Origin of the sequence: Arcicella rosea (genome assembly GCF_014204325.1) — a bacterium.
Taxonomy (GTDB): Bacteria; Bacteroidota; Bacteroidia; order Cytophagales; family Spirosomataceae; genus Arcicella; species Arcicella rosea_A.
The window spans coordinates 33,451-55,052 of the sequence record NZ_JACHKT010000012.1 but is presented as its reverse complement, the minus strand read 5'-3'; the positions used below and the strand labels follow the sequence as shown (position 1 = coordinate 55,052).

Below are 21,602 nucleotides of genomic sequence, written 5' to 3'. Positions count from 1 at the left end.
AAGTAAACAAACAAAAAAGGCTTCCGATTTCTCAGAAGCCTCTATTTTGTCTTTAATTAAATCAAATTATAATTGTTCAAATACTCTTTCCATGCTGATTGCGTAACCTATTTTTTCACGCAATTCAGAGATTTTTACTCTTTCTTGTTCCATTGTATCACGGTGACGAATCGTTACTGTTTCGTCTTCCATTGTTTGATAATCCACTACGATACAGTAAGGAGTACCAATTAAATCTTGACGAGTATAACGTTTTCCGATTGCTCCGCCATCATCGTAAGTTGTATTGAACGAACGTTTCAATGAATGGAAAATATCTTGTGCTTTTTCTGCTAAACCATCTTTTTTAACCAAAGGTAAAACGGCAGCTTTGATAGGAGCAACCGATGGATGGAATTTCAAATAAGTACGTTGTTTTTCAGATTCGCCTTCACCAACAGTTTCTTCTGTATAAGCATTGCAAAGTACGGCTAAAAATAAACGGTCAGCACCCACAGAAGTTTCAACTACGTAAGGAATGTAGTTTCCGTAAGGTTTACCATTTTCGTCAAGGTCGGCATCAAAGTATTGTTGTTTTTTCTTTGAAAGCGTTTGGTGAGCCGTTAAGTCGAAGGCTGTTCTTGAGTGAATACCTTCCATTTCTTTAAAACCGAATGGGAATTGGTACTCAATATCCACCGCAGCATTGGCATAGTGAGCCAATTTTTCGTGGTCGTGGAATTTCAATTTTTCAGCTGGCAAACCAATGGCTTTATGGAATTTCAAACGAGTTTCTTTCCAAGCATTGTACCATTGCATTTCAGTGCCAGGGCGACAGAAAAATTGCATTTCCATTTGTTCAAATTCACGCATACGGAAAATGAAGTTACGTGCAACAATTTCGTTTCGGAAAGCTTTACCGATTTGAGCAATTCCAAAAGGAATTTTCATACGACCAGATTTCTGAACATTCAAGAAATTGACAAAAATACCTTGTGCTGTTTCTGGACGTAAGTAAATCAAAGAGGCATCTTCAGAAACTGCACCAACTTGGGTAGAGAACATCAAATTGAACTGACGAACTTCTGTCCAGTTGCCAGTACCCGAAATTGGGCATTTGATATTTTCATCAATAATCAATTGACGAACGCCATCCAATTCACCAGCATCTAATAATCTTGCCATTTCTTGCAACAAAGCTTTTCCTTTTTCAGGATTGCCTTCTGCTTCATATTGTTCGGATTTCGCTTCTAATAATTGGTCGGCACGATAACGCTTTTTAGAATCTTTGTTATCAATCATTGGGTCATTGAACGAATCAACGTGACCAGAAGCTTTCCAAGTTAGCGGGTGCATAAAAATTGAAGCATCAATCCCAACAACGTTGTCGTTCAACATTGTCATGGCTTTCCACCACAAAGTTTTAAGATTGTTTTTCAACTCAACTCCGTTTTGACCATAATCATAAACGGCTTGAAGCCCATCATAAATTTCAGAAGAAGGAAACACAAAGCCATATTCTTTGGCGTGCGAAATGATTTCTTTTAGCGTGGAAGCAGTATCTTGTTGTTTTTGTTCAGCCATGATTTTAATTTTCTTAATCAAACATTACTCTTCAGAAAGGTAAAATTACTTCTGTTTCGCAATCATACAAAGTTATTGCTTTTCTGGGGGAAATTTGGAATAATTCATCAACTTGCTTGTCATAAATATTCAAATTCTCTTAAAATGAAATCTATGTGTATAAAATTCGTTATTTTTGTGTATAAAAACTCAGATGATTATGAGAACGAATATTGAAATAAATGATGAAATCTTACGAGAGATTAGTCAATTGAAACCAGCTTCTTCTAAGAAAGAAATTGTAAATATTGCTTTGAAGGAGTACTTGATGTATCTAAAACGAGTGGATTTATTAACATTGATAGATCAAGGGATTGAATGGGAAGGTGATTTAGAACAATGGAGAAGCCAATGAAACCAGCGATTATTTTTGATACTTCGGTTTGGATTCAGCTTATTCAACATAAATCAACACCACAAGCTTTGTTACTCAGAGAGTACATCGCTGAAAATCAACCCTTGTGGCTGACACCGACAATTTTGCAAGAAATTCTTCAAGGAACAAAAAGTCTTCAAGAATTTGAAAGGTTGAAATCGTCTTTGTTGAGTTTTAAATGCTTAGTATTGAATCCAATCGAAATTGCCATAGAATCAGCCAATTTATATCGTTCATTACGTCAAAAAGGCGTTACCATTCGTAAAGCTAATGATTGTTTGATTGCGGCTTATGCCATTCATTTTAACGTTGAAATTTGTTACCAAGATTCTGATTTTGACTTAATCGCTCAAAATTCTTCTCTGAAAATCACCCATTTTACATGACCAAATTCTTAATTCTTCGTTTTTCTTCGATTGGAGATATAATCCTCACCACGCCAGTAGTGCGTTGTTTGAAAAAACAATATCCTGATGCCGAAGTCCATTTTGTAACGAAGAAATCGTATAAAACTTTAGTAGAAAATAATCCCTACATTGATAAGTATTTTTTGTTGGAAGACAGTCTTAATGATTTGATAAAACAACTAAAAGTAGAACAGTACGACTATGTGATAGATTTGCATAATAATCTGAGAACAAGAATTATTAAATTCAGATTAGGAGTGAAATCTTTTAGTTTTGATAAAATCAATTTTCAAAAATGGCTTTTGGTAAAATTCAAGAAGAATATTATGCCTAAAGTACATATTGTAGATAGAAATTTAAAAACGCTTGAGCATTTGGGAATACAAAATGATAATCAAGGTTTAGATTATTATATTCCTGAAAAAGATATTTTACCAGCTAATTGGTTGCCCGAAGATTTCAGAAATACTTATGCAGTTTATGCTATTGGCGGGCAGCACGAAACCAAGAAATTGCCCTTGAATAAAATGATTGAATTGTGCAAAACTATTCAATTACCGCTGGTTTTGGTAGGAGGGAAGGAAGATTCAGCACAAGCTGAAAACTTAATTTCAGCATTGAAAAATGAAACAGGAAAATACATTTTAAATACCTGTGGAAAATGCACTTTAAACCAGTCTGCCTCGTTGATTAAAGAAGCGACGATTGTTTATACGCATGATACAGGAATGATGCACGTAGCGGCGGCTTTCAAGAAAAAAGTAATTTCTATTTGGGGAAATACTGTTCCTGAATTTGGAATGTACCCATATCAAACTAATTTTGTAGCCCTCGAAGTGAAACACTTAGCTTGTCGTCCATGTTCTAAAATAGGTTACGACAAATGTCCTTTAGGGCATTTTAAGTGCATGAACGAGATGAAATTTGAAAGCTTGAAGTAAAAGAATAAAATGTCAAAAAAAATTAACATCGGACTTGTCCAAATGTCTTGTACAGAAAACGTACAAGAAAATATGCAAAAAGCGATTCAAGGGATTCGTGAAGCGGCTCTAAAAGGAGCAAATATTGTTTGTTTACAAGAATTATTTACTTCGTTATACTTTTGTGATGTAGAAGACCACGCTAATTTCAATTTAGCAGAAGCCATTCCCGGCCCATCTACTGATACACTTTCGGCAGTTGCCAAAGAGTTGGGTGTGGTGATTATTGCTTCTTTGTTTGAAAAACGAGCCGCAGGGTTATATCACAACACTACGGCAGTTTTGGATGCAGATGGCTCGTATTTAGGGAAGTACAGAAAAATGCACATTCCAGACGACCCAGGTTATTACGAGAAATTTTATTTTACTCCTGGTGATGCTTCGCCAGAAGATTCAGGTTATAAAGTGTTTCAGACGAAATTTGCTAAAATCGGTGTGTTGATTTGTTGGGACCAATGGTATCCTGAAGCATCAAGAATTACAGCTTTGATGGGAGCAGAAGTATTATTTTATCCAACTGCGATTGGTTGGGATACTAACGAAACAGACCCAAATATCAACCGTGAGCAGTACAATGCTTGGCAAACCATTCAGCGTTCGCACGCTGTGGCAAATGGGGTTCATGTGGTTTCGGTGAATAGAGTAGGACGTGAGGCTGACCAGCAATTCTGGGGTGGAAGTTTCGTAGCGAACCCTTTCGGGACGCTACTTTATTTAGGCTCACACGAGCAAGAAGAAGTACATGTTCAAGAAATAGATTTAGCTAAGACAGAGTATTATCGCTCTACATGGCCTTATCTCAGAGACCGCCGAGTGGATAGTTATCATCCAATTACAAAAAGATTTATTGATTAATCCGAATAATATTTAATTCTATGTCGTAATAATGATAATTATCATTCTACCATTTATATAATATTCAGTACCTTTGTAAAATTCGGTAGCGAAAATAGGATAGTTTTTGTGATGATATTAAACTTTTGACCGATACTTTAGTCCCCCAAACCACAACAATTAAATGGAAAAGCGAAATGAAAGAATTGAAGTAATGAATCACCTTGCCGTTAATATGGACGACATTGTGAACAAATACCTCATTCCTATAGATACTAACTGGCAACCTTCAGACTTTTTACCAGATGCTAGTAAGGAAACATTTTTTGATGAAGTAAAAGAACTTCAACAAGCTGCTCGTGAACTACCTTATGATTATTGGGCGGTCCTTATTGGTGATATGATTACTGAGGAAGCTTTGCCTACTTATGAATCTTCTATCATGGTAGTTCAAGGTGTAGATATGGTTCATGAACCAGAAGGTTGGGCTAGATGGACTCGTGCTTGGACAGCTGAAGAAAATCGTCATGGAGATTTATTAAATAAGTATGTATATCTTTCAGGACGTGTAAATATGAAAGCCGTTGAAACTTCAACGCAGTATTTAATTGCAGATGGTTTTGATATTAAAACGGATGACGATCCATACAAAACTTTTGTTTATACGTCTTTTCAAGAATTAGCGACTAATATTTCGCACCGTCGTACAGCTTCATTGGCTAAAAAACATGGTAATAATTCATTGTCGAAAATGTGTGCAATGATTGCTGCCGATGAAATGCGTCATCATAAAGCTTATAAAAGTTTCATTGCAAGTATTTTTGAAATTGACCCTTCGGAAATGATGATTGCTTTTGCGGACATGATGAAACAAAAAATTGTAATGCCTGCTCACTTTTTACGTGAAATGAATGGTGAGAAAAGTGGAGTATATGGACATTTTTCTGATGCAGCACAAAGACTTGGTGTTTATACGGGAAAAGACTATATTGAAATTACAGAGTTGTTATTGAAAGATTGGAATATTGCTACAATGACGGGTTTGAATGGCCCAGCAGCAAAAGCACAAGATTACTTGATGCGTTTACCAGACCGTTTAACACGTTTGACAGACAGAATCAAAGTTCCTGAACTAGAGTATAAGTTTAGCTGGATTCATTAAGGAGTGATTTGTAAATAGTGATTGGTAATTAGTTTTTCAACTGTATAGTTATCAGTTATTTATAAAATAATACATCGCTCAAGCATAAAAAAAGCCTCAGATTTATTGAAAATCTGAGGCTTTTTTATGAAATATTTCCAAGCATTATCTATCAAAATTGTTAGATAATACTTGGAAAGAATATTTAGGCAATTACTACTGCAATGCCTTTTTCTACGTCTTGTTCTACTGTTTTGTACTTGATATTTTCTTTGATTGAACCATCACGGTACTGAACAGTTACTCTTTGATTACGGTCGGCAATTTTGATTGCTTGACGTGGAGTAACTTTTTCAACTACTTGATTACTTGGGTCATGATAGTCGTTTTCGTCACCTCTACCACCAGCTAAACCACCTAATAATGATGAAATGGCTTCATCTTTTTGTACTTGTAATTTAGGTTGCGGAGCTTGGCGTGTTGGAGCTACAGGAGCAGATGCTTCTTGAATTTCTGGCATATCTGCTTTCATCAAGAAACTTACTGTATCCAAATTGATTCTGCTCAAGAAACGTTCAAATAATTTTACCGCTTCAAATTTATAGACTAACAATGGGTCTTTCTGCTCGTAACTTGCATTCTGTACTGACTGTTTCAAGTCGTCCATATCACGTAAATGTTCTTTCCATTCTTGGTCAATCAAACTCAAAGCGATTGATTTTTCCATTTCTTGAATCAATTTACGTCCGTTAGTATCAAGTGTTTCTTGTGCATCAGCAAACAATTGAGAAACCATTGATCCACTTACTAATGGTACTTGCATACCTGCATATCCATGCGTAATGGCTTCTTTAGCAAAAGCAACTACTTTTTCAGCCAAGCCTTTGTTTTTGACATGATATTGCTTTTCGGCTGCATCATACAAACGTGTAGTGCGTTGTTGCGTATTTAATTTACCGATTTCCTCACGAGTAAACGGAGGTTCTATGCCTAAAATATCAATACAACGTAATTCTAATTCGTCATAACTTACATTATTTTGAACGATTTCAGAACAAACATCATAAGTATTATTAGCAATATCCAAGGCTAAACGTTCTCCGAAAAGTGCATTTTGACGACGCTTATAAATCGCATTACGTTGATAATTCATTACGTCATCATACTCCAAAAGACGTTTACGAATACCAAAGTTGTTTTCTTCTACTTTTTTCTGAGCTCTTTCTACCGAAGAAGTAATCATTGAATGTTGAATTACTTCGCCTTCTTCCATACCCATTCTGTCCATTACTTTAGCGATACGGTCTGAACCAAATTTACGCATCAAGTCATCTTCTAATGAAAGGAAGAATTGAGAAGAACCAACATCTCCCTGACGACCCGCCCGACCTCTCAACTGTCTGTCAACTCTTCGTGATTCGTGTCTTTCTGTACCTACAATCGCTAAACCGCCTGATGAACGAGATTCTGGCGATAATTTAATATCCGTACCACGACCCGCCATGTTGGTTGCAATTGTTACTTTTCCTGACTGACCAGCTTCTGCAACGATGTCTGCCTCACGTGCGTGTTGTTTAGCGTTCAATACATTGTGTTGGATTTTACGAATCGTAAGCATACGGCTTAATAATTCAGAGTTATCAACCGAAGTAGTACCCACCAATACTGGGCGACCAGCATCCACTAATTCTTGGATTTCGTCAGCAACGGCATTGTACTTTTCACGAACAGTTTTGTAAACTTTATCTTCGTGGTCGAAACGAGAAATTTTACGGTTTGTCGGAATCGTTACAACGTCTAATTTATAAATCGTCCAGAATTCTCCTGCTTCCGTTTCTGCTGTACCTGTCATACCACACAATTTGTGATACATTCTAAAGAAGTTTTGCAAAGTAATCGTTGCATAAGTTTGCGTAGCATCTTCGATATTTACGCCTTCTTTTGCTTCAATTGCTTGGTGCAAACCGTCTGAATAACGGCGACCTTCCATGATACGACCTGTTGACTCATCCACGATTTTTACTTTACCATCTGTTTCGTCAACGATGTACTCGACGTTTTTCTCGAATAAAGTAAAAGCTTTTAATAATTGACTAACCGTATGAATACGCTGAGTTTTGGCAGAATAATCACGGATTAAAGCTTCTTTCTTGATTAAACGTTCTTGTTCTGTGATACCAACTGCTTGTTCGATTTGATTCAAATCAACAGAAAGGTCAGGAATGACGAAGAAATCAGGATTTTCAACCATGCGAGTCATAAAGGTTAGCCCTTTTTCGGTCATCTCTACTTGGTTGTTTTTCTCTTCAATCGTAAACATCAACGGAGCATCAGCTTCTGGCATTAATTTTTGATTATCAGCCAAATAGATATTTTCCGTTTCTTGTAAAATCTGTTTGATACCTGTTTCAGACAAGTATTTAATTACGGGTCTTGCTTTTGGTAAACCTCTGAAAGCACGGAAAAGAGCCAAACCACCATCTTTTTTATTACCAGCAGCAATCAGTTTTTTGGCTTCAACCAAGAAATCTTGTACCAATTTCTTTTGTTGCTCAACCATACGAGCCACCAATGGATTGAAAGCATCATATTCTTGTTCATCGCCACGAGCCATCGGCCCACTAATGATTAAAGGAGTACGAGCATCATCAATTAACACAGAATCGACCTCATCGACCATTGCAAAATGGTGCTTGCGTTGTACTTGTTCTTCTGGAGTACGTGACATATTATCACGTAAATAATCAAAACCAAATTCGTTATTTGTTCCGTAAGTAATATCGGCTAGATAAGCCTGACGACGTTCTTCAGTATTTGGCTCGTGCTTGTCGATACAATCAACTTTTAAGCCATGAAATTCAAAAAGTGGAGCATTCCATTCAGAGTCACGTTTTGCCAAGTAATCGTTTACGGTTACTAAATGTACTCCTTGTCCAGCCAGAGCATTCAGATAACAAGGTAAAGTAGAAACTAACGTTTTGCCTTCACCCGTTGCCATTTCAGCAATTTTACCTTGATGAAGTACGATACCACCAATTAATTGAACATCGTAGTGAATCATGTTCCACTCGATTTCATTGCCAGCCGCAAGCCATTTGTTATGCCAGATGGCAGTATCACCAACAATTTCAACGTTTTTCTTTTTAGCAGCGATAAATTTATCGTGCACCGTAGCCGGAACTTCTAGCTTTTTATTTTCGGTAAACCTTCGAGCAGTTTCCTTCACCACGGCAAAAGCCTTTGGAAGAATTTCGAGTAATACTACCTCTAATTGCTTATCACGATCGAGTTGTAATTTATCAATTTCGTTAAAAATTGTTTCTTTGGCATCAACAGACATTTCTTGATTAGCTTCTACTTCTAATTTTAAATCAGAGATGTCAGCATCAATTTTAGCAAGATTTTTCTGGATAATAGCTTTTAAATCAGCCGTTTGCTGACGTAATTGTTCGTCAGAAAGGTTACGAAGAGCAGCAAATTCCTGATTGGTTTTAATCACATAAGGCATCAATTCTTTGATGTCTCTTTCTGATTTTGTACCAAACAGTTTTGTTACTGCTTTTGTGATTGAATTTATCATTGTGTTGGGTTTTAATCATTTAGAAGTAATGATTGAATTAATTTCATCAATCATTTGTATTACAAACTAAAAATAGAATACTTACAAATTTAGTTCATTCAACGCTTTTAAAAACAATTTCCTTGTAATAATATTGCAGATTGCTATTTTATAAAATTGGAAAACATTTACTCTGAAAATAATGTCTTTATAATCAAGGGTTTACGGTATTTCGTTTTTGTTTCCAATTCATTAAGCTAAAAGGAGCTTGATTCAATATATTTTCGATACTAGTAAATATTAACTAAAAATATAGTTTTAAAAAAGATTTCTTTTATATTTAAACTTTGATATAATAAAAACAGCAAGTAATGGAACAATCAACTCCACGTAAAAGAGCACCCCGTCCAAAATTAAAAATGCCTTTAATTGGCAATATGCTTGGTGGTTCAGGAAACGCATCAAGTAAAGACCCTAGTTTTTTTTCAGGTAAATTAACACCAATGATTATTGCGGCAGTTGTAATTATTTATGGGATTGATTATTTCAGAACAAAAAACGATACTCATAGAGTGTATCAAGGAGTTTCTGATATAAAAGAGATGGTTTGGGAAGGGAAAGTTGCCAAAAAATGGGCAAATATTATTCCTCCAAACAGTGAAATTCATTATGTTTTTCAATTAATTGATGCCAAAGGAGAAGTACAAACGGTAGATTTAGGAAATGATAAAGCTGGATTGGGCGATTTTGTGATGCCTAAAAATACTTTAATCAAAAAAGCAGGAAGTTTAGACGTGACTGTAAAAAGATATTTTAAGAACGATACAACCATCACTTTGAAGTATTAAAAAGGCTTTCAGCGGTGAGCTATCAGCCATCAGAGTTTTTTTTAATTATATCATTCATCATAATATCAAAACTCAAAGCTGATAGCTCAAGGCTCATAGCTCACAACTAATCAAAATAAACTTCTTTGTTAGGATTATCTTTGTATTCAAACATCAATTTAATTTGAGATTCAAGGTTTCTTGGTTCAGAAAGGGGAGGGAGATTTTCTAAAGAAAAATGCTGAATATCAGAGGTTTCCATCGTATTTTGGGAAATCTCTCCACCAATTTTCTCGCAAAGAATAAAGAGTTTATAAACATACCAAGCTTCTGCTGGATGCGAATGATTTTTCTTGTCCATCACTGCCAAAAGACGAATGGTTTTTACATCCAAGCCAGTTTCTTCTTTCACTTCTTTTACGGCTACTTCCGAAGGAGTATAACCCACATCAGCCCAGCCACCTGGTAAAGACCAACGGTCATCAACCCTTTCTTTTACCATCAGAATTTCGTTTTTGTCGTTAAAAACTACTGCACGAACATCAACTTTTGGGGTTTGATAGCCATCTCTTTCCTCAGTAAATAAAGCACCAATTTTTTCAATAGGCTCGTCGGAAAGTTTACTTAGAATTTGAACACTGAGGTCAGATAATTCTTGATAACGGTCTTTATCATAAGGACTTTCGGTATAAAATAATCCAGCTTGTGCAATTGCCTGAATTCTTTTTGCCATTGCTAGCCATTCTGTGTTTTGCATATTAGAAAATGTTAGGATTAAGAGTATAAGTTTGGGGCTAAAATCAATAAGGATTAGCCAATCGACTAATCCTTATTGATTAATAAACTTTAATTCGGCTTAGGAGCTTTATAATTTAAAGGCTTCCAAGTATTGTTTTTTGAATTGAAATCTGGGAAAACGTGGTCTGGATCTATCGTTACTGATTTTAATGGTAAATTGGTTGTCGATTTAAAAGTCCAAGTACCGCCTCTTTGCCAAATTTCTACAGGTAATGTTACTCTTTCTTTTGTACCACCTACCATTTCAAATTCTACAACGGCTGGCATCGCTAATTTCTCTAAGTTTTCAATTACGATAATTGCTCCGTTTTTTGGGTCTTGTTCTATATATTGCACATCTTTTACCGATTGGTCAAGTTTCCAAGTTTCATAGAACCAACCTCTCCAGAACCAAGATAAATCTTCGCCAGCGGCATCTTCAATCGTCTTGAAGAAATCATACGGTGTTGGATGTTTGAAAGCCCAACGCTTAATGTATTCACGGAAAGCATAATCAAAACGCTCTTGACCAAGTACTTGCTCTCTTAAAATTTTTAAACCAATAGCTGGTTTATAATAAGCTTCATAACCTAATCCATTTGGCTGAATTACATCAGGGATGTTCATGATAGGTTCGGCAGACTCTCTGAAAAGTTGCTTTGACATTTGGTGCATGTCCATTTTATTACCTTTGTATTCTCCGCTATTAAAATTATCGGTAGAATAAAAGTTGATAAAAGTATTGAAACCTTCGTCCATCCAAGCAAATTTACGTTCGTTTGTACCCACAATCATCGGGAACCAGTTATGACCAAATTCATGATCTGTTACACCCCAAAGACTTTCAGTTTGGTCACGCATTCCGCAGAAAATAATACCAGGATATTCCATTCCGCTAATTGAACCAGCCACATTGGTTGCCACTGGATAAGAATATTCAAAAAGCCATTTAGAGTAATATTCAATTGAACCTTTTACATATTCAGTTGAACGTGACCAAGCTTTATCGCCAGCAGATTCTGCTGGATATGCCGACATCGCTAAACACTTTTTACCGCTTGGCAAATTAATTTTAGCAGCATCAATGATAAATGATTTTGAGCTAGAAAAAGCGACATCACGAGCATTGTTACAACGGAATTTCCAAGTAATTTTTCCTTCTTTTTTGGGACGAGTATTCCCATTTCCTACTTCATCTTTTCCTAAAATTATTACGGTTTTATCACTGTTAGACGCTTCTGCAAAACGCTTAATTTGCTCGGCTGTCCAGCATTCATTTGGATTCGTTAATTCTCCAGAACCTACCACAATATGCGAAGCAGGAACCGTTACTGCATATTCAAAATTGCCGTATTCTAAGTAAAACTCGCCAGCACCTAAGTATGGAAGAACATTCCAGCCTTCAATATCATCGTAAACTGACATTCTTGGATACCACTGTGCCATTTCATAAATCGTACCTTGATTTACTTCTTGTGTTCCCATTCTATCAGAACCATATTTTGGAATTTTGAAAGAATATGAAATTTTAATTTTTGTAATTCCTGTACGCTCAACGATTGGCGTTGCCAATTTGATTTGCATACGAGTATCATTTATGTAGAAATCAGCAGGTTTTCCGTCGATACTTACTGATTTTATTTGATAGCCGCCTTCAAAACTGGTGTTTCCGAAACGTCCGCCATTGATAGGAGTAGTCAGTCCACCACGAGATTTTGTATTGAATTGATTTTGGTCTAATTGTAACCACAAGAAATTCAACTTGTCAGGAGAAGCATTTTTGTAAGTAATTTCTACATCGCCTTCAACTGTATTTTTTTCATCATCTAAAGCGATATTGATTTTATAATCAGCAGAGTTTTGCCAATACGTGCTTCCCGGAGAACCTGTTCCGCTTCTAGTTGGCGTAGAAAGCGTATAATTGAACAAAGGATTGAACAAATCGTATTGACTATAATTTGATTTTTGTTGTGAAAACAGATTACCAGAACTCAAGAGTAAGCAAGCTGCTAAGAGTGTTTTTTTCATTTTTGATGAATTATTAAATAGTTTATCTAAAGTACTTTAATTTTTACGATAAATGATTGTTTAAATACGATTGAAAATTAGCTGAAAGACTTTAGTTTTTCTTTCATTTTCTTACTTAATGGAATATCAACATAGTTAGTAATGAGCGTAGCTATTATTATTGTAATTGGTAAAGTTATCAATAGCGTTGCAAGCCAAAAATTGATATGAAGCTTATTTACTAATATTGGTAATAAAAATTGTAACGAAATATATTGGTGTGTAAGATATAATGCGAAGGAGATTTTCCCCAAAAATAAAGTCCATTTAGAAACGATAAAATTTAATTTATGATTGACGAAAAGTGTAAATAGTGCAAAATAAATGCAAATCATTAGAGCGTATTCTTGATGATTGATAAAATGATGAGACCTGCCAGAATGCTCAAAAAGTAGGAATTGAGAAATCAAACACAATATAATAATACTGTAATTACTGATTTTTTGCTGATTGTCAATATAGATTTTATAAAAAATTGTACCAGCTAAAAAGAGAGGAATGTAAGGTAATAACGGTATCCAATATAAAATTGATTTAACAATGCTATGATTTCCCCAAAACGAAGTAAGGATTACGATTGATATTGAAATGATTAAACCTAAAATATTAAGTAGTTTGAGCAAATTGAACTGATACAAAATAAGTATTGAAATGTAAAAAAGCATTTCAATAATCATAGTCCAGTAAGGCCCGTCAAGGTCTGGAATACCTAAATAATATTGAAACATTGTAAGGTTTCCTACATAATTCACTAGATTATTGATTGGTGTAAAATGCTGTTTGAGTAATAAGGTTTTGCAGAGAATCAACAAAAAAGTAAAAGTAACAGCACACCAATAAGTTGGGTATAATCTACTTAATCTGTTAATGATAAAATCTTTACTTTTTGATACTCTATTTAAACTCATGAAAATTACAAATCCGCTGATGATAAAAAATAAATCAACACCTGTAGTCCCTAATTTTAATCCAAATTCAGCTTCTGGTCGTCCCATTGAAAGATGGAAGAAAACTACCATCATTGCTGCAATCCCCCTCAAGGCATCAAGTTCAAGAAATCTGTTATTAGTGTTTTTTGTAATCGTATTTGAATCTTTACTATTATCAACAATCATTATTTAATTTATAAAATGGGTTATACATTGGTTCAATATTATCACTATTTACCTTTTGGAAGCAAGGTATTTATTATTCTTACATGAAGCAATTTTCATAATTTCTTTTTTGTTTTAGAATTCATATCGTAATATTGCGATAAAATACTTGATTCATCATGGGTGCAACCAAAACAGACCATTTTACCGAACGCCAAAATCAGTTAGCAACACTTGCTAAAGCGATTGCCCATCCTGCTAGAATCGCTATTTTGGATTATTTGATTAAAGTTGATTCTTGTATTTGTGGAGATATTGTCAACGAATTACCACTTGCACAACCTACGGTTTCTCAGCATTTAAAGGAGTTGAAAAATGCTGGATTGATAAAGGGTGACATTGAAGGAAATGCCATTTGCTACTGTATCGACGAAAATACTTGGAAGCAATTTCAAGATATTTTAAATACTTTTTTCAACGGATACACACCCAAAACGGAATCTTGTTGCTAATTTTTAACCTTAATTTTCAAAAAATGTATTCTTCAATCCAAAAAATATGTGATGAATTAGTGAATTCATTTGATACTATTCCAGAACAAAGAAAAAATTTACTCTTGAAAATTAGTAAATACATTCAAACGAAAAAAGAAGCTGATGAGGTAATTAAGTTGATTTACGTTTGTACGCATAATTCAAGAAGAAGCCATTTCGGACAAATTTGGGCTGCTGTTGCGGCATCTTATTATGGAATCGAAAATGTAAAAACATACTCTGGTGGTACAGAAGCAACAGCTTTCAATATCAATGCAATTAACGCTTTGAAAAGAATGGGTTTTGTTATGGAAAGTAATAACCAAGATATAAATCCTGTTTACACTGTTCAGTTTAGCGAGAACGAAAGCACGATTTGTTTTTCTAAAGTATATAATAACGAAGCAAATCCTCAAGAGCATTTTGCTGCCATCATGACTTGCTCGGATGCTGAAGAAAATTGTCCTTTTATTCCTGGAGTAGAGCTGAGAATCGGTACGACTTACGATGACCCCAAAGCGTTTGATAATACTCCTCTGCAAGATGCGAAGTATGAAGAACGTTCTCTTCAGATTGCCCAAGAAACCCTTTTTGTCTTTTCAAACATTCGGTAAGTAATATCTGTTAATTAATTGTGGCTTTTTCTATAAAATAAATAGATGATTTCTGGTATTTTTCAGCATTAAATATCCATTTTCTTCTTTCAGTTTTTGTAAGAAATCTCATTTTATTGAAAAGAATAATAAAATACATAATTTTTGTAAATTTGAATTTGGGCTTTACTAGAATTCGTGATTTAACTGATATTTGAAGATGATTTTTAATTGGATTGGCTTTGGAAGTGTTTTCTTTTTGCTTGGTTTAGCTATTTTCTTTCTCAAAAATCGGCATAACAATGCAGGAAGTAATTTGTATCTAGGATTACTTTTTTTACTTCAAGCACTCAGTAATTTTCACTTCTTTATTTTTCGTCTTTCTGATTTTATCTATCATGTTCCTTTTTTAATCCATTTAAGTGCAGGTTTTCGGTTTCTTTGGGGTGTTTTGCTGTTCTTTTTTGTTCAAACTTATACAGGCAAAACCATAAAGTATCAAGGGAAAACCTATTTGCATTTTATCCCAGCCATCGTGGCTACAATTTTCTTTTACGGAAAATTATTTTTTATTCCTGCTTCTGAGATTCAGGCTTATGTTGATTTAATCAAAGCCGATAAACATCCTATCAACAGACCTTATCATTTACTTTTATATTTTTCAAATGTTGCTTACTTGGTTGCAAGTTTGGTAGAATTGCTGAAATATCGTTTGGCTTTAACAACCTACTTCTCGAATATCGAAAAACTGAGACTTGTATGGCTCTTTAATATCTTACTTTTCTTAGTGATTTTCCACTTTGTTTTACCGCTTGGTTATGGATTATTGGCTATAAAGTTCTTTCCTTATGTACCTTTTATGCAATTGCCCATTTTGAGTTTTGTAGCTTGGAAAGCCTATAGTCAGCCAGAATTGTTTACTACTTTAGAAACATTTTCTGAAATAACATTAGCAAATGAAAACAGGAAATTAGATGAGCAAAAAATAGTAGTTTCATTACCTGCTGTGGATGATAATTTTGCCAATACCTTGCTAGAATTTATGCAAAAAAATAAACCATATCTCAATGCCGAACTTACAATTAAAACACTTTCTGATGAGTTTGGAATTCCGAGTTATCAATTATCAAAAATCTTAAATCAACATTTTCAGAAAAACTTCTTTGATTTTGTGAATACTTATCGAGTAGAAGAAGCTAAAACAAAATTAGTTGCCAGCGAATACGAGCATCTTACTTTAGAAGGAATCGGTTATGAATGTGGCTTCAATTCTAAATCTTCATTTTATGCAGTATTTAAAAAATACGCAAACCAAACCCCAGCCGAATACCGTAAAGAAATACTTTTAGCAGTTTGATGAATAAATTCACTCATTCACTCATTCACTCATTCACTCATTCACTCATTCACTCATTCACTCATTCACTCAATGAATAAGTGCAGATTTATAAGTCTGGACTCCTTTATTTTTTTGTTTCTACTGGCTATTTCTACATTTGCCACCATCAAAATCAATATCACGAAAGCAATTATCTGAAAGCCCAAATCTTAAAATTGCTCTTCTTTTAAATTTATTTCTCTTATGAAAAAACTAATACTTTTCATTGGACTCTGTCTGGTAAATATCTTTTTGGTGACGAGTTCGGTTCAAGCTTATCGGTTAGCTAAGGCTGAAACGCCTTCTTTCTGGAAAACCAGTTTTCCACGTGGTATTAACTGGCAACGAATGACTGACGTTGGTATTTTGGTGGTATCAACAGATGATGCTTTGTATGGCTTGAATCCTGAAAATGGACAAAAATTATGGCAACATGAGTTTCTAAAAAAATTAAAAGAAGAACGCTACGACCCCATTGAAAATTCTCCATTGGTAGCTTTGATTGACAAAAGAGGCTTGATGTCGATGGATCATGTTATTCTGGATGTTGTTTCTGGAAAAATATTGTGTAATACTGGCGAAATGGGTTTTAGAACGGTAGAAATGCGTACAGAATTACCGCCGCTCGGAGGAGTACTCTTTCTTGGGTTGAATAAAACTGGTAGAAAAGTTATGACGCTGGTAGATGCTGGCGATGGACATGCAAAATTCACACAAGAATTAAAAGATTTTGGTGGAACAGAAATGTTTGCTGGTCGCCCTTTTGTTCAAAATGGAGATATTTTAATTGTAAGTAATAAAGCAATTTTTAGATTCAATGGTCAGACGGGTGAAAAAGTTTGGGAGATTGAACAAAAAAGTCCGAATGCAGAAATCATCGTTGATAAAAGTGCTGGCTTTGGTGCCAGTATGTCAAATTCATTAAATCCTAAGTACCGTTACTTTACACAAATTCGCCCCGGTAGAGACAAAAATAGTTTTTTCTATACCAGTAAAAAGTATGTTAACAGTTTTGACTTTGCTACAGGAAAAGCCCTTTGGGCTGATCCTGTAAAAGTTGGAGGCGAAATTGTTGAAACAATTTATGACAATGGCGGATTTATTGTTGCCACCGATGACCCCGAAATTATCATGTTGGATTATCAAAATGGTACTCGTTTATGGGGAAAAGGCCCGAAACTAAAAGGAACATTATCGTTTTATAATTATTGCGACAAAGGACTTTTGATTTCGATGGAAAGTTCAAGAGGTAAAAACTCACTCAGTATTTTAGATTTAAAAACTGGTCAGCACGTATTTGATAAACCCAATAAAGTAGATGGACAAATAGTTGACCTTCAACTAACACCTAAAGGCATTTTTTATCGTACTACAGAAGAGGTCAACTTTCAAAGTTTGGAAACAGGTAAAGATTTATGGGATAAATCGTTGAAGCTGAAAGAAGGAAATGTGGCTTGCCAGAAAGATTATTTACAATGGATTTATTCTGACAAAAAACTTTTTGAAGTAAATCTTCAAAGTGCAAGCATGAAAGAATTTGTAGCCGACAAAGTAAAACTGAATGAAAAAGAAGCTCCTTCAGGATTCCAAGTACGCAACGATGGTATTTTATTGACCTCTAGTCAGAATTTAGTGAAGTTTGGTTTTGCAGGAAATGTAATGTACAGCCAATATTTTCACTCCCCAACGGCCAGCACAGCTGGAAAGATTTTCGGAGGTATCATGGCCGTTGGTGGAACTATGTTAGCAGTATCGGCAGCAGCAAATGCAGGTTATGCCAGAGGAGCTACTGCTGGTGGAGGTAGAACTTATGAAGTAGATAGCTACATCCGTGGACAAGAACAAGCACAACAAATGTGGTCTGCTGTAGCTTCAGCAGGTTTTGCGATGATGAATAAACGTTTTAAAGCATCGGCACAAACAGAAAATTATCAAGCGATTTTAACTGATGATGCTAATGATGGCAATCAGAAAGGAGTAGGCTTAGTGAAAGTAAATAAAGACAACGGAAAAGTAGAAGCAACCGTAATTTTGGGCGATAAAAAACCAGTTTATGATTTAGATGAAATCGGTGGTTTAATGTATTATCGTTCAAAAGACAATGAGATTACGGCTTTTAAATTCTAAAAGAAATCAAAGATTAAATATTTAGTGGTTAGGTTTCTAAAACTCTCGTTCAATGAGCGGGAGTTTTTTTTACTTTATTTTTATTTCTTCAACAAATGTTTCTCAAAGAAAGAATCATTTTTTAAAGAGTATTCCAACACCGCTGTGCTGTCGCCATACATTACTTGTTGGAAAGAAAGCATATTATGAAATTGCTTATAGTCGGCTTTCATGATGGTTGTTTGTGGTTTGGAAGGTAAAATACTCTTATAAACTTGATGTAAAGTCGGTAGCGTATTTATCAAGAAAAAGGCTAATCCAAGCCAATAATAAAGCTTTCTTTTTTGAGCTTGCACAAAAACATAAGCAATGGCAACCGTCAGAATAAACATGGAAGGAACGGACGCTCTAATATTCAAATCATTAGCAATCCCGATTTGATATAAAGGTACAATCGTCAAAAAAAGTAAAGCAACCTTCACCATTTTTGTAAAGGGATGTTGGAATTGTTTTAAGAAAAAGTACCAAATCAAGAAGTTGAAAACAATATAAAACAGATAAGTCCAATACCATTTTTCTACGCCAGCTTGCCACATAAACTGCGTATTATCGCTGTTGACGCCTTGTGTACTTAGGAAATAAATAATCAACGGAGTAAAGCCAAGAACCAAAAATATTTTTTCAATAATACTTTTCAGGGTAAATAAACTCGACCAATTATTGAGATAATAATAGAGTACAAAAGGAAAAATTCCGATACTTGCCAAAGGACTCCAATACATCGTTGCTAATAACATCAATAACATTTCATCTAAATTTATTTTCTTCAGAAAGTTCGCTTCCAACATAAAGCAAGCACCAAAACAGGCGGGAAAAACGTGCTGAGGAGCAAGGGCAAAGCCTTCCCAAAAGGGTGGACGCATCAACCAAAAATTATTTAATTTTACATGATAAGGTGGATAAATATAAGTTTGGAAATCTAGCCAAAGTATTACTTTGTACACTAGCCAAGCATTTGAAAATAAAATGATTACGCCAATGACAGATAGACGATATTTATCAAGAAAAGTAATAGCCCAAAGGAAAACCAAGAATGCACCTGTTGTACTCCAAACCAAAGAAATATAGCGACAATACTCAATGCCAACGATTTTTCCGAGTCCTGCTGTGGGAAGATAATAGCCTAAATAATAGCACATATATACCTTGAAATCAGGATAGTACAGTGGCCATTTATTTTGAACAAGGTCACGATACTTTAGGTTATTCGCCATAAAATCAACGGTTTGTTCTCGGAATTCACCGATACCAACTAGTAGATTTAGCACTAAAGCCAAGACAAAAACCAGCGTAACCGTAAGCCAATTAATAGGAGTTTTTAAGCGACGCACTTTGTCAGTCTGGCTATTTTTTAGATAGTTGAAAACAAAAATACTAATAATCAAGCAGGCACTTATTCCAATTTCAGCCCTTACCCAAGTAAGCAAAAACAGATAAGTCGGAATCAGTAAATAGACCAGCGAACTAATTTTTAGGATTTTGATAATTTTCATGACGATAGGAAACAAGGATTATACCTTAAAATTAATCGGCAAGAATGTCTTTTCAGCATTTCGCTTACTTTTTTTATGAATTGTTGGAAGGGGATTTATTTCTTCAGTCGGTAATCCCATCAAAATCACGCCCCAATCCATCAAAAAGACAGGACAAGCTATCTAAAAGAATGGTCGTTCCATCTATTTTGCGGTATTTTGCGTGAATTAGATAGAATAATCTGTCTTTTTTGCGGGAAATTGCGTGAAAAAGATAGGTTATCCTATCTCGGAGATAGCTTTTCCTATCTTTTTGATAGGTTTGAGGATTAAAAACCGAAGAAAACCGCAAGCATAATTATGTTATTAAAACTGCTAGTGATAATCCTTGGCAGTCCTAGTTTAGATTTGAAAACTTTGGTTTGAATTTTTTAAAATCTTTGCAGTAGGTATTTTTACCACTGCTAACGACAAAAGGTGAATTTGAATTGTAACTGTTTATTAATACCTAAATGAAATAACTAGCAGTGCCAATTAATGTTAGCTATTGTTTGTGACAGGATTAATTAAGAATTGTTTCTCAAATAGTTTTAATAATCTTCTCTCTTGGCTAAATTTATTACTCAAAGCTTCATAATTAGGTTGGCTAGCAACACAATTCTTAAGAAGTTTGTTTATGTGTGTATTACGTGTTTTTGTAAATGCTCCAATAATGTCGTATGAACCAGGTTGTAGCCCACAGAAAAAAAAATGAATAGCATCCTTATCTTGTTCTGTTGATAATTGTTTATTTTTTTCTAAACTTAATTTTAGCTTTTCTTGATTAGTTTTAACTGTTTCAAGACTGCAAATTGTAACTGATATCAAATAATGATTAAGTGGAATAATTACAGTCTTAAAAGAGTCAAATTTTTTCCCATGTTCTACTATGAGTTTATCAGTTATTTCAGCAATCATCAGGAACTCTTGATGAAGAAGGTCATTTAATACAATAAGGATTGTAAGATCAAGTTTTTCAAAGTGTTTTAGACTTACACTTTTGCTTCTCATTTTTTTTATAGTCTCAATAGTGCTTTTCATCTCTTGGTAATTTATTATTTGAAACTCTGGGTAGAAATCTTTCGTTTTAGGTCTAAAGTGATTCAAGATTATTTCATGGGCATCGAAAGGAGATGGAACTCCAATATTTACTATAGCAGTAAATATCCAACATATATCCAACGGTGTGGCTTCTAGTTCTGATAATAAACGAATAGCTGATTCAGGTAATGAAATACATAAAGGAATATTATTTTTTATTGTAAAATCAATTTCAATGTACCCATTCTTTGTCCCTATTTCATATATGGATATAACCATAACTTTTAAGTCATTAGTATAGGGAATATTGAATGTCTGAAACTCATTTTTTCCACATAAAGGAATTTTATTCACTCTCCAATGGTTAAGCCATTTTTTTGCTTGCTTCAGGTTATGCTTGATTTGTTTTTGTCTTTTTATTTCAATCAAAGACTCATCTTGAAAGACCTTTTCTGTACTAGTCATGTACATTAAAAGAACGAATTTCTCATAATGCCAGACTATATCAGCAGGCTCATCTGTTTTTTGTTTATTAGAAAATCCATAAAGGTCAGGAGCAAATACTGATGGTGCTCCAGTTAGAGTATGACTAAACAAATTCACTAATTTTTCTTGCTTACTGTTCATTATTGTGATAGAAGATATTCTGGAAGATTATAGTTATGAATATAAGAATATTATCTAACAAATACTAAATCACCTTATATATGATAAAA

General features: G+C 34.6%; 17 protein-coding genes. 10 read left to right on the top strand and 7 right to left on the bottom strand.

Going from position 1 to position 21,602, the window contains the following annotated elements; genetic code table 11:
• Positions 1-66: 66 nt before the first annotated feature.
• Positions 67-1,563: a glycine--tRNA ligase gene (locus HNP25_RS09940; RefSeq protein ID WP_184133801.1), complete on the bottom strand. Its 1,497-nt coding sequence runs from the start codon at positions 1,561-1,563 to the stop codon at positions 67-69.
• A gap of 199 nt (positions 1,564-1,762) precedes the next feature.
• On the opposite strand from HNP25_RS09940, the gene HNP25_RS09935 reads away from it, so the two are divergent.
• From HNP25_RS09935 to HNP25_RS09915, 5 genes are all read left to right on the top strand, one after another.
• Positions 1,763-1,957, top strand: coding sequence for a type II toxin-antitoxin system VapB family antitoxin (locus tag HNP25_RS09935; protein ID WP_184133799.1), 195 nt, complete (start codon positions 1,763-1,765; stop codon positions 1,955-1,957).
• Positions 1,954-2,364, top strand: a complete 411-nt coding sequence (gene vapC, locus HNP25_RS09930) for a type II toxin-antitoxin system VapC family toxin (protein WP_184133797.1) — start codon at positions 1,954-1,956, stop codon at positions 2,362-2,364. The genes HNP25_RS09935 and vapC overlap by 4 nt, the downstream gene beginning before the upstream one ends.
• Complete coding sequence (locus HNP25_RS09925) at positions 2,361-3,326, top strand: glycosyltransferase family 9 protein (RefSeq protein WP_184133795.1); 966 nt, start codon at positions 2,361-2,363, stop codon at positions 3,324-3,326. The genes vapC and HNP25_RS09925 overlap by 4 nt, the downstream gene beginning before the upstream one ends.
• Before the next feature lie 9 nt (positions 3,327-3,335).
• The gene (locus tag HNP25_RS09920) at positions 3,336-4,220 is read left to right on the top strand and encodes a carbon-nitrogen hydrolase (RefSeq protein ID WP_184133792.1); all 885 of its coding nucleotides are present in this window, start codon (positions 3,336-3,338) and stop codon (positions 4,218-4,220) included.
• Between the two features lie 163 nt (positions 4,221-4,383).
• On the top strand, positions 4,384-5,361 hold the full coding sequence (locus tag HNP25_RS09915) for an acyl-ACP desaturase (RefSeq protein WP_184133790.1): 978 nt from the start codon (positions 4,384-4,386) through the stop codon (positions 5,359-5,361).
• Between the two features lie 184 nt (positions 5,362-5,545).
• Here HNP25_RS09915 and secA read toward each other — a convergent pair whose 3' ends face one another.
• On the bottom strand, positions 5,546-8,920 hold the full coding sequence (gene secA, locus HNP25_RS09910; RefSeq protein ID WP_184133789.1) for a preprotein translocase subunit SecA: 3,375 nt from the start codon (positions 8,918-8,920) through the stop codon (positions 5,546-5,548).
• A 350-nt stretch (positions 8,921-9,270) separates the two neighbouring features.
• On the opposite strand from secA, the gene HNP25_RS09905 reads away from it, so the two are divergent.
• On the top strand, positions 9,271-9,747 hold the full coding sequence (locus HNP25_RS09905) for a hypothetical protein (protein ID WP_184133787.1): 477 nt from the start codon (positions 9,271-9,273) through the stop codon (positions 9,745-9,747).
• Positions 9,748-9,853: 106 nt separating this feature from the next.
• Here the strand turns inward: HNP25_RS09905 and HNP25_RS09900 are convergent, their stop codons facing one another.
• The 3 genes from HNP25_RS09900 to HNP25_RS09890 all read right to left on the bottom strand — a co-directional run bounded on the left by HNP25_RS09900 (position 9,854) and on the right by HNP25_RS09890 (position 13,685).
• Complete coding sequence (locus tag HNP25_RS09900) at positions 9,854-10,483, bottom strand: NUDIX hydrolase (RefSeq protein ID WP_184133785.1); 630 nt, start codon at positions 10,481-10,483, stop codon at positions 9,854-9,856.
• A gap of 89 nt (positions 10,484-10,572) precedes the next feature.
• Positions 10,573-12,531, bottom strand: coding sequence for a M1 family metallopeptidase (locus HNP25_RS09895; protein ID WP_184133783.1), 1,959 nt, complete (start codon positions 12,529-12,531; stop codon positions 10,573-10,575).
• A 77-nt stretch (positions 12,532-12,608) separates the two neighbouring features.
• Positions 12,609-13,685 carry an acyltransferase family protein gene (locus HNP25_RS09890; RefSeq protein WP_184133781.1) on the bottom strand — a complete coding sequence of 359 codons (1,077 nt, stop codon included), beginning with the start codon at positions 13,683-13,685 and terminating at the stop codon, positions 12,609-12,611.
• 158 nt (positions 13,686-13,843) lie between these two features.
• On the opposite strand from HNP25_RS09890, the gene HNP25_RS09885 reads away from it, so the two are divergent.
• The 4 genes from HNP25_RS09885 to HNP25_RS09870 all read left to right on the top strand — a co-directional run bounded on the left by HNP25_RS09885 (position 13,844) and on the right by HNP25_RS09870 (position 18,295).
• On the top strand, positions 13,844-14,176 hold the full coding sequence (locus tag HNP25_RS09885; protein ID WP_184133779.1) for an ArsR/SmtB family transcription factor: 333 nt from the start codon (positions 13,844-13,846) through the stop codon (positions 14,174-14,176).
• Positions 14,177-14,199: 23 nt separating this feature from the next.
• Entirely contained in the window at positions 14,200-14,811 is a 612-nt protein-coding gene (locus HNP25_RS09880) for a low molecular weight phosphatase family protein (RefSeq protein ID WP_184133777.1), read from the top strand.
• Positions 14,812-15,010: 199 nt separating this feature from the next.
• Positions 15,011-16,147 carry a helix-turn-helix domain-containing protein gene (locus HNP25_RS09875; RefSeq protein ID WP_184133775.1) on the top strand — a complete coding sequence of 379 codons (1,137 nt, stop codon included), beginning with the start codon at positions 15,011-15,013 and terminating at the stop codon, positions 16,145-16,147.
• 225 nt (positions 16,148-16,372) lie between these two features.
• Positions 16,373-18,295: an outer membrane protein assembly factor BamB family protein gene (locus HNP25_RS09870; RefSeq protein ID WP_184133773.1), complete on the top strand. Its 1,923-nt coding sequence runs from the start codon at positions 16,373-16,375 to the stop codon at positions 18,293-18,295.
• An 80-nt stretch (positions 18,296-18,375) separates the two neighbouring features.
• Here the strand turns inward: HNP25_RS09870 and HNP25_RS09865 are convergent, their stop codons facing one another.
• The gene (locus HNP25_RS09865) at positions 18,376-19,827 is read right to left on the bottom strand and encodes a hypothetical protein (protein ID WP_184133771.1); all 1,452 of its coding nucleotides are present in this window, start codon (positions 19,825-19,827) and stop codon (positions 18,376-18,378) included.
• A 519-nt stretch (positions 19,828-20,346) separates the two neighbouring features.
• Positions 20,347-21,513, bottom strand: a complete 1,167-nt coding sequence (locus tag HNP25_RS09860; protein ID WP_184133770.1) for a hypothetical protein — start codon at positions 21,511-21,513, stop codon at positions 20,347-20,349.
• Positions 21,514-21,602 lie beyond the last annotated feature (89 nt).